Origin of the sequence: Duganella hordei (assembly GCF_040369125.1) — a bacterium.
GTDB lineage: Bacteria > Pseudomonadota > Gammaproteobacteria > Burkholderiales > Burkholderiaceae_D > Rugamonas > Rugamonas hordei.
On sequence record NZ_BPWI01000018.1, the window covers coordinates 1 to 13,701 of the forward strand.

Consider the following 13,701-nt stretch of genomic DNA (forward strand, 5'->3'; position numbering starts at 1 on the left):
GGCGTCAGCCCCGCTGCGGTCCGCCTGCGGCACCGCGCGAGCCGGACCGGCGTCGGCCGGGCGGGCCGGCGGCAGCAGGCAATCGTAGAGGTCCGACTCGCGCGGCGGCTTGACCAGCTGGAAGGCGACGCCGGCCTGGCGCCGCTGCACGCTGTCGGCGGCGTTGCGATCCGTGCTCAACAGCAACAACCGTGGGCTGGGCAGATCGGGCTCGGCATCGACGGCGGCGCGGATCGCGGCCGCCAGCGCCAGGCCGCTGGTGCGCGGCAGCTCCATGTCCAGCAGCGCCACGTTGTAGGGCCGGCCGTCGGCCGCCGCCTGGCGCAGGGCAGGCAAGGCGGTGTGGGCGGTCGCGCTGGTGCCGGCGATATGCCAGCGGCGCAGCAATTGTTCCAGCTCGGTCCGGCTGGTGGGGTTCTCATCGACAATCAAAACGCGGCATTCCTGGGTGGTGTGATGGAAGGACGGGTCATCGACTTCAACCCGGCGCTTGTCGAAATTTACGGCAAACCAAAATATCGATCCTTGCGTTGGCGCATGATCGACGCCGATCGTGCCGCCCATCAGCTCGACCAGTTGCTTGGAGATCGCCAGGCCGAGGCCGGTGCCGCCGTGCTTGCGGGTGGTCGAGCCGTCGGCCTGCGAGAACGAGTCGAAGATGCGCGCGCGGGCGTCGCTGGAGACGCCGATGCCGGTGTCGTGCACCTCGAAACGCAGGCCGACGGTTTGCGCATCCTCCTGCGTCACGGCGACCTTGACCGTGATCTTGCCGCTTTCGGTGAACTTGATGGCATTGCCCAGCAGATTGAAGATGACCTGGCGCAGCCGGCTGGGGTCGCCGCAGATGGCGATCGGGATGTCGTTGGACACCGCCAGCTCCAGCCGGATGCCCTTGACCTGCGCCTGCGGCGAGAAGACGTTGTCTATATCGTCGAGCAATTCGCGGAAATTGAAATGGATGTATTCAACGGTCAGCTTGCCGGCCTCGATCTTGGAGAAGTCCAGGATGTCGTTGATGATCACCAGCAAGTGCTCGCCCGAACGCTTGACCATGCTGGTGTAGTGGCGCTGCTGCTCGGTCAGGCGCGTGGCCAGCAGCAGCTCGGTCATGCCCAGCACGCCGTTCATCGGCGTGCGGATCTCATGGCTCATGGTGGCGAGGAAGGCGCTCTTGGCCTGGCTGGCGGCCTCGGCCGCGTTCTTGGCCTTTTCCAGCTGCTCGGTGCGCACGCCGACCTGGCGCTCCAGTTGCTCGCGGTAGTCGGCCAGCGCGACGTCGCGCGCCTCGACCTGGGCCAGCATGTCGTTGAAGCTGTCGGTCAGCGCGCCCAGCTCGTCGCTGCGCTGGTGGACGATGCGCGCCGTGGCCTGGCCGCGGCTGACCTGCTGGGCCGCCGTGATCAGCTTGGCGACCGGTTCGGCGATGCTGCCCCGGAAGCGCGCCGCCGTCAGCAGCGCCATCATGAACGACAGGATGGCGGCGACGGCCGCCGCCGCCATATTCTTCAGGATGTCCAGCCACATCCGGGTTTGCGCGACTTCGATCATCACCGTGCCGATCAGCTCGTCTTCCTTGCCGTGCAGCGGGCGGTACAGGCGCAGCGTCGGCGCCCACCAGGTGCCGCCGCGCACGCTGCTCACGTCGGCGCCGGCAACCGGGGCAGGAGCAGGGGGAGGCAGGGGTGGCGCCGCCTCGGTGGCGGGGGACAGGCCGGCGGCCATGTAGCGGGCCAGCGGCCGGCCCTCGCTGTCGTACAGCGCCGCCTGCCGGACGTCGTCCGCCACGCCCAGCGTGGCCAGGGTTTGCCCGGCCTGCCTGCGGTCGGCGCTGCGCAGCGCCGCCACGCTGTTGTTGCCGATTACCCCGGCCAGCGAAGCCAGCTGCTTGCGCTCGTCGTCGGTGCGGCTCAGCACCGCGGTCGCGGCAAAGGCGATGAACACCAGCATCAACGCGCTGCCGGTCGACAGCACCGAGATGATGGTCAGTTTCTGGCTCAGACCGGAACGTTCGAAATTGAACATTGCTTAGGTGGTTGCAAACGGTGAACGCCGAATCGTCGACGCAGCAAACAGAACACTAAGTGCCAGTAGGAAAAATATATCCTCCGCCTGCCTGCGACGTTGATCTGTATCTAAGGCCCGCACTTTTGAGGATTCTCAAACAATAGCCTCCCACGCCCCCCAAGCTAGGGGCATGGAACGAAAAAAAATCCTGTTTTTGGCCGAAGCGGTCACGCTCGCCCATGTCGGACGACCGTTGGCGCTGGCGCAAACGCTGGACCGGCGGTATTACGATGTGCATTTCGCCTGCGCGGCCGGCTATGAAATGTTCTTCAAGGGCAGCAACCTGAGCAGCTGGACGGTGCACAGCATCTCCAGCGAGCGTTTCCTGGCGGCACTGGCGGCCGGCCGGCCGGTGTACGACGCCGCCACCTTGCAGCAGTACGTGCAGGACGACTTGCGCGTGTTGCAGGCGGTGCGGCCGGATGTGGTGGTGGGCGACTTCCGGCTGTCGCTGTCGGTCAGCGCGCGCCGGGCCGGAGTGCCGTACGTGGCGCTGATCAATGCCTACTGGAGTCCGTACGTGCGCCAGCACTACCAGGTGCCGGCGATCGGGCTGGCGCGGGCGTTGCCGATCGCGCTGGCGGATCCGCTGTTCCGGCTGGTGCAGCCGCTGGCTTTCGCGCTGCACAGCATGCCGCTGAACCAGGTGCGGCGCAGCTACCGCCTGCCGTCGCTGGGTCACGACCTGCGCCGCATCTACACCGACGCCGACTACGTGCTGTACTCGGACATCCCGGAAATGTTCCCCGCGCACGACTTGCCCGACACTCACTCCTATCTGGGGCCGGTCACCTGGTCGCCGCCGACGCCCTTGCCGGCGTGGTGGGACGCGATGGCGGCCGAGCCGCCCGTCATCTACCTGACGCTGGGCAGTTCGGGCCAGGGCGCGTTGCTGCCGCAGATACTGCGCGCGCTGGCGCCGATGCCGGTGCAGGTGATCGCCGCCACCGCCGGCCAGGTCGATCCCGGCCCGCTGCCGGACAACGCGCGCGCGGCCGACTATCTGCCGGGCGAGGAGGCGGCGCGGCGCGCGCGGCTGGTGATCTGCAACGGCGGCAGCCCGACCAGCCAGCAGGCGCTGGCGGCCGGGGTGCCGGTGCTGGGCATCGCCGGCAACCTGGATCAGTACCTGAATATGCACGGCGTGGTGTCGGCCGGCGCCGGCGTCTTGCTGCGTTCGGACCGCTTGAACGAGGAGCAACTGCGCACCAGGGTGATGGAACTGGTGGACGAGCCGGCCGCGCGCGCGGCGGCCGGCCGGATGGCGTCGCTGTTCGGCAGCTACGACATCGGCGAGCGGTTCAGGAAGGTACTGGCGCGTGCCGCCGGCGAAGGGGGGAGCAAGGAATAAAAAAACGGAGCGGCGCCTCAGCGGCCCCGCTCCGGGCCGACGATCAGTTCGCGCAGCGGCCGCCGCAGCGAGCGCGCCTGCGCCGCCTCGCCGGCGCCGATGCGGCCCATGAACACCGCCGCCTCCCATACCTGCTCGCCGACCAGCGCGGCGGCCTGCCGGGCCAGGTCGGCCGCGCTCTGCTGCATGCCGCGTGCGCTGGAGAAGACGCGGCCGTCGCGCACGTAGCGGGCGAAGATCAGCGGCGTCAGTTCCGGCTGCAGCTGCAGGCCCAGCGCGGTGGCGGTCAGCCAGAAGCGCTGCATGGCGCGCCCGGCCGCCAGGTAGTCGTCCATGCGCTGCGGCCGGCGCGGCGCCGCCAGCACGAAATGGGCGGCGCAGGCCAGGCCGGGGATCAAATCCATCTGCAGGCGCGGCGCCACCGTGCCGGCCAGCCAGGTGTTGAAGAATTCCACGCGTTGCCAGCGCTGCATGATCCAGCGCATCAGCTTGGCGGTGACGGCATCGACGCCGAGCGCCTGGTCGGGGATGCGGTCCTCGCTGAAGCGGGCGTTCCATTCGATGACCGACTTGTGCACCTGCCAGGCCTCGGGCATCGTCAGGCGCAGCTTGGCGTTGCGGAACATCAGCCGCGCCGCCGCCAGGCGCTGGCGTCCCTCGAGCCAGTGCACGCGGTAGCCGGACGGCAGCGCGGCAGCCAGCGCGGCTTTTTCCTGCGCCGTCAGCGGACGCCGGCTCAGCGGGCGGCGCTGCACGCTGCGCGGCAGGATGAAGTCGGCCAGCGGATCGGGCTCGAGCGCAGGCGCCGGCACGAATTCGACGTCGATGGTGGGGCGGGCGTCGGGCGCGCGCTCGTTGCGCGTGGCGCGCATCTCCAGCTGGTGGCCGCTGGCCGCGATGGCCATGGTTTCCAGCAGCGCGCCGATCGACATCTGGCTGGGATGGCCGTCGAGGTCGTAGACGCAATGGTCGCGGGTGTCGTGGCCGTGCACCACCAGGCGGCGGGCGTCGAGGATTTCAAAGCGCCACGGCTGGGTGTTGTCGCCGCTGGGCGCCCAGCGCGCCAGTTCGAGGATTTGTTCCAGCGTGGCGTCCAGGTGCTGCTCCATCTTGCTCATGATTGCTCTCCGCGCCGGCGCCGCTTCACCAGCATCATGGCCAGCCGCTGCAGCGGATGGCGGTTGCCGCCGGGACGCCAGGTGCGCACCAGCTTGTTGCGATAGGCATCGAAATGATAACCGTGCGGCGCCGCCAATATCGGCCCGCGGTTCAGCAGGATCTTCAGCGCCTCGGTGGCGGCGGCGCCGGCGCACAGCTCGCAGCCCATGATGGTCGACGGCCCGCGCCGCTCCTTCAGGTTGATGGCGGACGGATCGACCAGGTAGCCGCCATGCAGGCCGGCCGGCGCCAGGCCGATCAGGAAGCGCAGCGCCTTTTCCTCGTCGGGCAGGTCGCCCCAGCCGAAGTATTCCTCGAACGTCATCTTACCCGGCATAAAGGTCAGCACCGCCGTGCCCATGCCCAGCGGCGCGGCGGTGACGGCCGGTATGCGCAGCCGCGCGCAGGCGGCAAAGGTGGCCTGGCGCGCGCCGAAGGCAAAGAAATCGAGGCCGTCGACGTACAAGTCCACGCCTTCGAGGAAGGCGGACATATTGTGGTCGTTGACGCCGCCGGGGAAGCGCGTGATGTGCAGCTGCGGATTGATGTCGCGCGCCATGTTGGCCAGCACCTCGACCTTGGGCTGGCCCAGCGTCGACATGGTGGCGCCGACCTGGCGGTTGAAGTTGGCGATGTCGAAGGTGTCGAAGTCGGCGATGTGGAAGGTGCCGACGCCCAGGCGTGCCAAAGTCAGCAGATGCACGCCGCCGACGCCACCCATGCCGGCGATGGCGATGCGCTTGCCCTGGAGAATAGATTGTTCAGCCTGCGTGACCCAGCCGATGTTGCGGGCAAATGCCTGCTGATAAGAAAACGTGCGTGACATGTGTCTCCCGGAAACTGCCGACTACGCGGCTCAACAGGTTTTGACACATGGGGACGCTGTAAAGTTCCCGCCGAACGAAAAAAAACGGGGACAGTTTGAACTGTCCCCAGGTTATTAGCAGCAACCGCCGCGCTTGCCTGCTCCGCCGTAGCGGGCTTCCTGGCGTTCGCGGAAGAATTCCTCGTACGTCATCATCGGCTCTCCCGGGTGCGTGGCTTCCCGGTGCGTGACGTAGGTGTCGTATTCCGGCAGGCCCATCATCAGACGCATGCTTTGTCCGAGATAGCGGCCCGCCTTGGCGATTTCGCCCAACATCACTGCACCGTCGGGATCAAGACCACCGGGCTTTCCTTGGCGGTCGGCTGCGACGCGGCGCGCGCCACCAGCACGGTGCGGATGCCGAACACCAGCACGCTCAGCACGACGATCACGAAGAAGCCGGCCAGCGACGCGTCCAGGTAGTCGTTGAAGATCACCTGCTGCATCTGCGCCACCGACTTGGCCGGCGCCAGCAGCTTGCCGTCGTCGAACGCGGCGCGGTACTTGGCGGCGTGCGCCAGGAAACCGACCTTGGGATTGGCGTCGAAGATCTTCTGGAAGCCGGCCGTCAGCGTGCACAGCAGCAACCACGCGGTCGGCACCATCGTCACCCACGCGTACTTGGCGCGCTTCATCTTGAACAGCACGCAGGTGCCGAGGATCAGCGCGATCGCCGCCAGCATCTGGTTGGCGATGCCGAACAGCGGCCACAGGGTGTTGATGCCGCCCAGCGGATCGACCACGCCCTGGTACAGGAAGTAGCCCCAGGCCGCCACGCACAGGCCGGTCGCGGTCAGGTTGGCGAACACGTTGTCGGTCTGCTTCATCGAAGGCACGAACGCGCCCAGCAAGTCCTGCAGCATGAAGCGGCCGGCGCGGGTGCCGGCGTCCACCGCCGTCAGGATGAACAGCGCTTCGAACAAAATCGCGAAGTGGTACCAGAACGCCATCATGACCTTGCCGCCGATCACGCCCGACAGGATCTGCGCCATGCCCACGGCCAGGGTCGGGGCGCCGCCGGCGCGCGAGATGATCGACGCTTCGCCGACGTCCTTGGCGGTCTGGGTCAGCATTTCCGGCGTGATGTAGAAGCCCATCTGCGACACCGCGTGTGCGGCGGACTCTGCCGTGGTGCCCAGCAGCGCGGCCGGGCTGTTCATGGCGAAGTAGACGCCCGGCTCGATGGTCGAGGCGGCCACCAGCGCCATGATGGCGACAAACGATTCCATCAGCATCGCGCCGTAGCCGATGAAGCGGGCGTGGCTTTCATTCTCGATCATCTTCGGCGTGGTGCCCGACGAGATCAGCGCGTGGAAGCCGGACACGGCGCCGCAGGCGATGGTAATGAACAGGAAGGGGAACAGCGAGCCGGCCCAGACCGGTCCGGTGCCGTCGATGAACTTGGTCATGGCAGGCATCTTCAGGTAGGGCGCGACCACGACGATGCCCAGCGCCAGGCCGACGATGGTGCCGATCTTGAGGAAGGTCGACAGGTAGTCGCGCGGCGCCAGCAGCAGCCACACCGGCAGCACCGAGGCGATGAAGCCGTAGCCGATCAGCATCCAGGTCAGCTCGGTGCCGGTGAAGGTGAACATCGGCGCCAACGCGGCGTTTTCCTGCACCAGCTGGCCGCCGAAGATGGCCGCCATCAGCAGCACGAAGCCGATGATCGACACCTCGCCGATGCGGCCGACGCGGATGTAGCGCGTGTACACGCCCATGAACAGCGCGATGGGAATGGTCGCCATCACGGTGAAGCTGCCCCACGGCGAGCCGGTCAGCGCCTTGACCACGATCAGCGCCAGCACCGCCAGGATGATGACCATGATCATGAAGGTGCCCAGCAGCGCGATCATGCCGGGGATCTGGCCCAGTTCGGACTTGATCAGGTCGCCCAGCGAGCGGCCGTCGCGGCGCATCGAGATGAACAGCACGATGAAGTCCTGCACGGCGCCGGCAAACACCACGCCGGCCAGTATCCACAGCATGCCGGGCAGGTAGCCCATCTGCGCGGCCAGCACCGGGCCGACCAGCGGGCCGGCGCCGGCGATGGCGGCGAAGTGGTGGCCGAACAGCACATATTTGTTGGTCGGCACGTGGTCGAGGCCGTCGTTCAGCCGGGTGGCCGGGGTCATGCGCTTGCTGTCCAGGCCCAGCACCTTGTCGGCGATGAACAGGCTGTAGAAGCGGTAGGCGATCAGGTAGACGCAGACGGCGGCGATGACGATCCAGATGGCGCTGATCGCTTCGCCACGCTTGAGGGCGATGACGCCCAGCGCGGCCGCGCCGCATAGCGACAGGGCGGCCCAGCCCAGCTTGCCGGCCAGGGGATGTGTTGATGTTTTCATGCTTCCTCCAAGGTGGTCAGGCGCTGCTCCGATGGCATCTTGGCAGCTTATGATCAGTATTCAGGAAGCTGATAACCCGTACAAGCGCACCAATACGCACTATCGCTCGGTATCACTACGTAGGCTGGCGGCCGCGCCGGGGGCGTAGAATCGCGCCTACAGAATAATTACGAGACAAAGCCATGAAACTGCGGCAAAAAGTTATTTTCCTGGCGATCACGCCGCTGATCCTGGCGCTGTGCGCGATCGCCTTCGCCGTCCGCCACCAGTCGGAACTGCTGGCGCGCCAGCAGCACGCCACCATCCAGCAAGCCTATCTGAGCAGCAAGGAGGCCGAGCTCAAGCACTACGTCGCGCTGGCTTCGCACTCGATCGCCAGCCTGTACGAGTCGGGCCGCGACGACGATGCCACCAAGAACGAGGCCAAGCGCATCCTGGCCTCGCTCAGCTACGGCGACGACGGTTATTTCTTCCTCTACGACATGCAGGGCAATACGCTGATGCATCCGCGCCAGCCGGAGCTGGTGGGCCAGAACCTGTTCGAGCTGCGCGACGAGCAGGGCCAGCCAACCATCCAGAACCTGCTGCGGCGGGCCCGCGCGGGTGGCGGGCTGGAGCGCTACATGTGGGTCAAGCCGTCCACCCGCAAGCCGGTCGCCAAGCTCGGCTATGTGATCGCCATGCCGAAATGGGGCTGGATGATGGGCACCGGCATCTATCTGGACGATGTCGACCGGGCGCTGGCCCAGGTCGACGTCCAGCAGTCCGGCAACATCCACAACACCATGCTGTGGATCGCGGCGATCGCCATCGCCGCGTCGGTGGCGGTGGCCAGTTCCGGGCTGGCGCTGAACATCAGCGAACTGCGCGTGGCCGACGCCAAGCTCAAGGTGCTGGCCCAGCGCGTGGTCGAGTCGCAGGAGGAGGAGCGGGCGCGGCTGTCGCGCGATTTGCATGACGGCATCAGCCAGTGGCTGGTGTCGATCAAGCTGCAGATCGAGGCCGGCATCATTCGGCTCAACAACAGCCTGGCATCGGACCAGCCGGACCAGCTGCAGGCGGCGCAGAAGGTGTTCGAGCATGCGGCGGACCAGCTCAGCAACGTGATGGGCGAGGTGCGGCGCATCTCGCACAACCTGCGGCCGGCCATCCTCGACGACCTCGGGCTGGCTGCGGCGCTGCACCATCTGGGCCAGGAGTACACCCTCAGCAGCGGAACCCCGGTACACTTCACAGCATCCGGCAGCACCGATGAGTTGCCCGACGTCGCCAACACCGTGCTGTTCCGCCTGGCGCAGGAGGCGCTGACCAATATCGAGCGCCACGCCGGCGCCGGCCATATCGAGATCGGCCTCGCGGGCGGGGCGGGCGGCGTCACGCTGACCATCCGCGACGACGGCGCCGGCTTCGACGCCGAGGGCATCGCGCTGCATCCCCAGCGCGGAATCGGATTGCGCAATATGATGGAGCGCATGGACGCCATCGGCGGCCGCTTCGGGATCCAGTCATCGGCCGACGGCACGGTGGTCACGGCGTTTGCCGGCAACAACAGTTAGAACAGTTAAAGAGCAGAACACGATGACAGCTACAATCAAAATCCTGCTGGTCGACGACCACCCGCTGGTGCGCGACGGCCTGCGCGCGCGGCTCGAGGCGATGCCGCAGTTCCAGGTGGTGGCCGAGGCGGGCGGCGCGGCCGAGGCGCTGGAGCAGGCGGCCCAGTGCGACATCGACCTGGTGCTGATGGATATTAATATGCGCGGCACCAACGGCATCGAGGCGACGGCCCAGTTCAAGCAGGCGTTCCCGCGCATCGCCGTGCTGATCCTGTCGATGCACGACAAGCTCGAGTACGTGTCGCAGGCGATCCAGGCCGGCGCGCGCGGCTATGTGCTCAAGGATGCGCCGGGCAAGGATATCGTGGTGGCGATCGAGACGGTCATGTCCGGCGGCATCTATTACAGCGCCGCGCTGGCCCGCCAGCTGGCCCAGCCGCAGAACCAGGACAACCAGCTGACCTCGCGCGAGCACGAGGTGCTGCGCCACATCGCCAACGGCGAATCGAACAAGCAGATCGCCCGCGCGCTCGACCTCAGCGTGCGCACCGTGGAAACCCACCGGCTCAACATCAAGCGCAAGCTGGGCATCGAAGGGCAGGCCGAATTGATACGTTTCGCGGTCCAGCACGCCCAGTAAAACCGGGTGCCACTTGCCATACCAGTGAGCAATTTTTAACAGTGCGTGTTCGCTCGGCAATATCTGCTATATTCCTGTGCCGGTTACGTAATCGTAACTGTCGTTATGCAAAAGAAAATGTTTCGCGCGCAGTAAATTGGTCCTATACTGGTCATATTGCTAATCACGTTACTATCAACATGGTATTTGGTTGCTTTAAGTCAATGGGTGATCTAAGATTGCGCGCACTACCCTCAATGAGATATTGATGTCTGCGCCTGAATCCAGCCTGTTTCCACTGGTGAAACTGCAAGCGGTGTCCAACGCTCATAATGAGTGGGTGGCGCTGGCTTTTGAATTGTCTCCCGAGTCCGGCGATCCCCTCCAGGCGGCGCTGACCCTGCTCAAGACGCCGGACGTGTATGCCGCGCTGGCGCCGCTGGACTGCATCCTCCCCGTTCCCCATCCGCTGCAGCTGGAACTGTCCCAGCTGGAGTCGCTGCCGGCCAGCCACGTGATCCTGCGCGTGCCGGCCGACGCCTGCGCCGACGCGGCCGTGCAAAAGAAACTGGCCGGCTATGCCGACGCCGGCTACCGCATCATGGTCGACGGCGTGGCCGGCATGGGCGCCACCCTGTGCGGCGCCAAGTCGCTGGCCTACGACGCATCGCTGACCCTGCCGCCGGTGCTGGCGCTGGTGGGCCAGCCGGGGCCGCACCTGGCGACCGGCATGGGCAGCGAACAGCGCATCGCCGAATGCGCCGCGGCCGGCTTCAGCTGGTTCACGGGCGACTTCGCCATGCATCCGCCGCACGACATGAACGCCGGCGACGGCACCTCGCGCAAGCGCCTGCTGGCGCTGCTGGGCCTGCTGGCCCGCGACGCCGACTCGCGCGAACTGGAAGTGCTGCTGAAGCAGGATCCGGCGCTGTCCTACCATTTATTGAAACTGGTGAACTCGGCCGCGTTCGCGCTCAGTTCGCCGATCCACAGCTTCGGCCAGGCCATCAACGTGCTGGGCCGGCGCCAGCTGCAGCGCTGGCTGCAACTGCTGCTGTACGCGCGCCAGCAGGACGACGGCATGACCAATCCGCTGCTGCCGCTGGCGGCGGTGCGGGCGGCGCACATGGAAGCGCTGAGCAAGGCGCTGGGCTGGGACCGCGATCAGCAGGACATGGCCTTCGTGGCCGGCGTGTTCTCGCTGCTGGACGTGCTGCTGGGCATGCCGATGACGGAAATCGTCGCCGCGCTGAGCCTGGACCTGGACGTGGTGATGGCGCTGCTGGACCGCGGCGGCCCGCTGGGCGAGCTGCTCAGCCTGGTGGAAAAACACGACGGCGCCGGCCTGGCCAAGGCCGGCATCGATCACGAGACCTATTGGGGCGCGCAACTGCAGGCTTACCACTGGGCGATCCAGGTGAGCAGGAATATATAAACCATGCTCGCGCACCCCGTCTCCGACTTCCTCAGCAACAGCGCGGCCTTGTGCGACGCGGTGCTGCGCTTGCGGGGCACCGCATTGAACGAGGAACTGGGACGCATCGTGCGCAGCGTGATGAACAGTCCGCTGGGCGACTTCCTGCCGGCCGACACCCACGCCATGCTGCTGCATCCGCCGGTGGAGGAGGTGCTGGCTGCCAACGACGACGCCGTGCAGAGCCTGACGCAGGACATCGTCTTCGAAGGCCAGTACTTCGGCCGCTTCGTCGTCTCCGGCCGCCAGCAGCACTACACCGACATCGACCGCCAGCACCTGGCCAGCCTGGCTTCGCTGGCGGCCAGCGTGCTGCAGGTGCATTCGCTGGCGCAGCGCTCGACGCACGCCTACGTGCAGGTGGAAGCGCAGCTGCAGCACCAGGCGCAGATCCTCGACCACATCCACGAGTCGGTGCTGACGATGGACATGAACGGCTTCATCATCAGCTGGAACAAGGGCGCCGAACGGCTGTTCGGCTACACCGCGGTCGAAGCGCTGGGCCGCAACATCCTGTTCCTGTACGACGACGAGGACGAGAGCTTCGACGACGCCTTCCTGGCGCAGGGCGGCCGGCTGATGGAAGTGCGGCGCAAGAAGAAATCCGGCGAAGTGTTCTGGGCCAGCCTGTCGCTGTCCCCGCTGTGCGACATCAACGACCGCTCGATCGGCCTGATCGCCTACCTGACCGACATCACCGAACGCAAGATGGCGGAAGAGCGCATCCACCACCTGGCCTACTACGACGCGCTGACCGACCTGCCGAACCGCTCGCTGCTGACCAAGCTGGTCGACCAGGCGCTGACGGTGGCCCAGCGCAGCAAGCTGAGCGGCTGCGTGCTATTCATCGACCTCAACCGCTTCAAGCTGATCAACGACACCCTGGGCCGCAGGATCGGCGACGAGCTGCTGCGCGAAGTGGCGCGCCGCTTCCGCGCCGTGCTGCGCGACCAGGACCTGGTGGCGCGGCTGGGCGGCGACGAATTCGCGGTCGGCCTGTTCGAGCTGGGGCAGCACTTCGAAGCCAGCATGGTCGCGCAAAAACTGCTGGCCACGCTGAACACCCCCATCCTCATCGACGGCCACGACCTGCGCGTGGGCGGCAGCATCGGCATCAGCGTCTATCCGCAGGACGGCGGCGACGCCGAAACCCTGCTGCGGCTGGCCGACATCGCCATGTACCGCGCCAAGCAGGAGGGCGGAGCCGAGGGCGACCACGTCGCCTTCTACAGCCAGGACATGAACCAGGGCATGCAGGAACGCATGCGCATCGAATCGGGCCTGCGGCATGCGCTGGGCAACGGCGAACTGCTGCTGCATTACCAGCCGAAGTTCTCCATCACCAGCGGCAAGATCATCGGCGCCGAAGCGCTGGTGCGCTGGCGCCATCCGGAACGCGGGCTGGTGCCGCCGGCCGAATTCATCCCGCTGGCCGAGGCCACCGGGCTGGTGGTGCAGGTCGGCGAATGGGTGCTGGAGGCGGCCTGCGCGCAGGCCAAGGTGTGGAAGGACGTGGGATTGCCGCCGATACGGCTGGCGGTCAACGTGTCGGCGCGCGAGTTCACCTCGACCTTGCCGGGGCGGGTGCTGGACACGCTGAACCGCTACGGGCTGGAGCCGTCGTGGCTGGAACTGGAAATCACCGAGAGCACGCTGATGCACAACATCGACCGCGTGATCGGCATCATGGACCTGATCACGGCGATGGGCGTGACCTTGTCGCTGGACGATTTCGGTACCGGGTATTCGTCGCTGTCCTATCTGAAGCGCTTCCCGATCGACACCTTGAAGATCGACCGCTCGTTCACGATCGGCATCCCGAGCGACGCCAACGATTGCGCGATCGCCAACACCATCATCAGCATCGCGCAGCAGCTCAAGCACAAGGTGATCGCCGAAGGCGTGGAGACGGTCGAGCAGCTGGCGTTCCTGAAAAATTCGGGCTGCGACGAGGTGCAGGGCTATCTGTTCTCGCGTCCGTTGGGAGCGGAAGAATTCGAGCAGGCGCTGCGCGAAAACTGGACACCGGGGCAATCCAGCAGGGCCGCGTGATGAAAACGGCCATTATCGGGGTGAAATCTGTATAATGTCGCACACTTAGGAAGCGTGGCCGAGTGGTTGAAGGCACCAGTCTTGAAAACTGGCGACGGGTTAAACTGTTCGTGAGTTCGAATCTCACCGCTTCCGCCAGATATTGAACATCAAGCCCCACAAGTTGGGGCTTTTTTTCGTCTTCTCATAGGAGAAATCTCAAATTCGATGTCCT

Annotated in this window: 10 protein-coding genes and 1 tRNA gene; 6 read left to right on the forward strand and 5 right to left on the reverse strand. The window is 66.2% G+C overall.

All coding sequences use genetic code 11. The features are described from left to right. Positions 1-2,022: ATP-binding protein (locus tag ABWW33_RS27770; RefSeq protein ID WP_353404679.1), on the reverse strand; the 2,022-nt coding region annotated here is incomplete at its 3' end. Between the two features lie 172 nt (positions 2,023-2,194). Between ABWW33_RS27770 and ABWW33_RS27775 the strand changes: the two genes are divergently transcribed. Continuing rightward, positions 2,195-3,415 carry a glycosyltransferase gene (locus tag ABWW33_RS27775; RefSeq protein WP_353404680.1) on the forward strand — a complete coding sequence of 407 codons (1,221 nt, stop codon included), beginning with the start codon at positions 2,195-2,197 and terminating at the stop codon, positions 3,413-3,415. A 17-nt stretch (positions 3,416-3,432) separates the two neighbouring features. Here the strand turns inward: ABWW33_RS27775 and ABWW33_RS27780 are convergent, their stop codons facing one another. The 4 genes from ABWW33_RS27780 to ABWW33_RS27795 form a co-directional block, all read right to left on the reverse strand. Further along, complete coding sequence (locus ABWW33_RS27780) at positions 3,433-4,533, reverse strand: nitroreductase family protein (protein WP_353404681.1); 1,101 nt, start codon at positions 4,531-4,533, stop codon at positions 3,433-3,435. Further along, positions 4,530-5,399: a ThiF family adenylyltransferase gene (locus ABWW33_RS27785; RefSeq protein ID WP_353404682.1), complete on the reverse strand. Its 870-nt coding sequence runs from the start codon at positions 5,397-5,399 to the stop codon at positions 4,530-4,532. Before ABWW33_RS27785 ends, ABWW33_RS27780 begins: the two co-directional genes overlap by 4 nt. A gap of 114 nt (positions 5,400-5,513) precedes the next feature. Further along, on the reverse strand, positions 5,514-5,714 hold the full coding sequence (locus ABWW33_RS27790; protein WP_176653593.1) for a YbdD/YjiX family protein: 201 nt from the start codon (positions 5,712-5,714) through the stop codon (positions 5,514-5,516). After that, entirely contained in the window at positions 5,714-7,786 is a 2,073-nt protein-coding gene (locus tag ABWW33_RS27795; protein ID WP_176653594.1) for a carbon starvation CstA family protein, read from the reverse strand. Before ABWW33_RS27795 ends, ABWW33_RS27790 begins: the two co-directional genes overlap by 1 nt. Positions 7,787-7,968: 182 nt before the next feature. On the opposite strand from ABWW33_RS27795, the gene ABWW33_RS27800 reads away from it, so the two are divergent. The 5 genes from ABWW33_RS27800 (at position 7,969) to ABWW33_RS27820 (ending at position 13,625) form a co-directional block, all read left to right on the forward strand. Then, on the forward strand, positions 7,969-9,342 hold the full coding sequence (locus ABWW33_RS27800; protein ID WP_353404683.1) for a cache domain-containing protein: 1,374 nt from the start codon (positions 7,969-7,971) through the stop codon (positions 9,340-9,342). A gap of 22 nt (positions 9,343-9,364) precedes the next feature. Next, positions 9,365-9,982 carry a response regulator gene (locus tag ABWW33_RS27805; protein WP_176653596.1) on the forward strand — a complete coding sequence of 206 codons (618 nt, stop codon included), beginning with the start codon at positions 9,365-9,367 and terminating at the stop codon, positions 9,980-9,982. Between the two features lie 247 nt (positions 9,983-10,229). Beyond that, the gene (locus ABWW33_RS27810) at positions 10,230-11,396 is read left to right on the forward strand and encodes an EAL and HDOD domain-containing protein (protein ID WP_176653597.1); all 1,167 of its coding nucleotides are present in this window, start codon (positions 10,230-10,232) and stop codon (positions 11,394-11,396) included. Positions 11,397-11,399: 3 nt separating this feature from the next. Continuing rightward, positions 11,400-13,487, forward strand: a complete 2,088-nt coding sequence (locus tag ABWW33_RS27815; RefSeq protein WP_353404684.1) for a putative bifunctional diguanylate cyclase/phosphodiesterase — start codon at positions 11,400-11,402, stop codon at positions 13,485-13,487. 48 nt (positions 13,488-13,535) lie between these two features. Further along, positions 13,536-13,625 (forward strand) — tRNA-Ser (locus ABWW33_RS27820). Positions 13,626-13,701 lie beyond the last annotated feature (76 nt).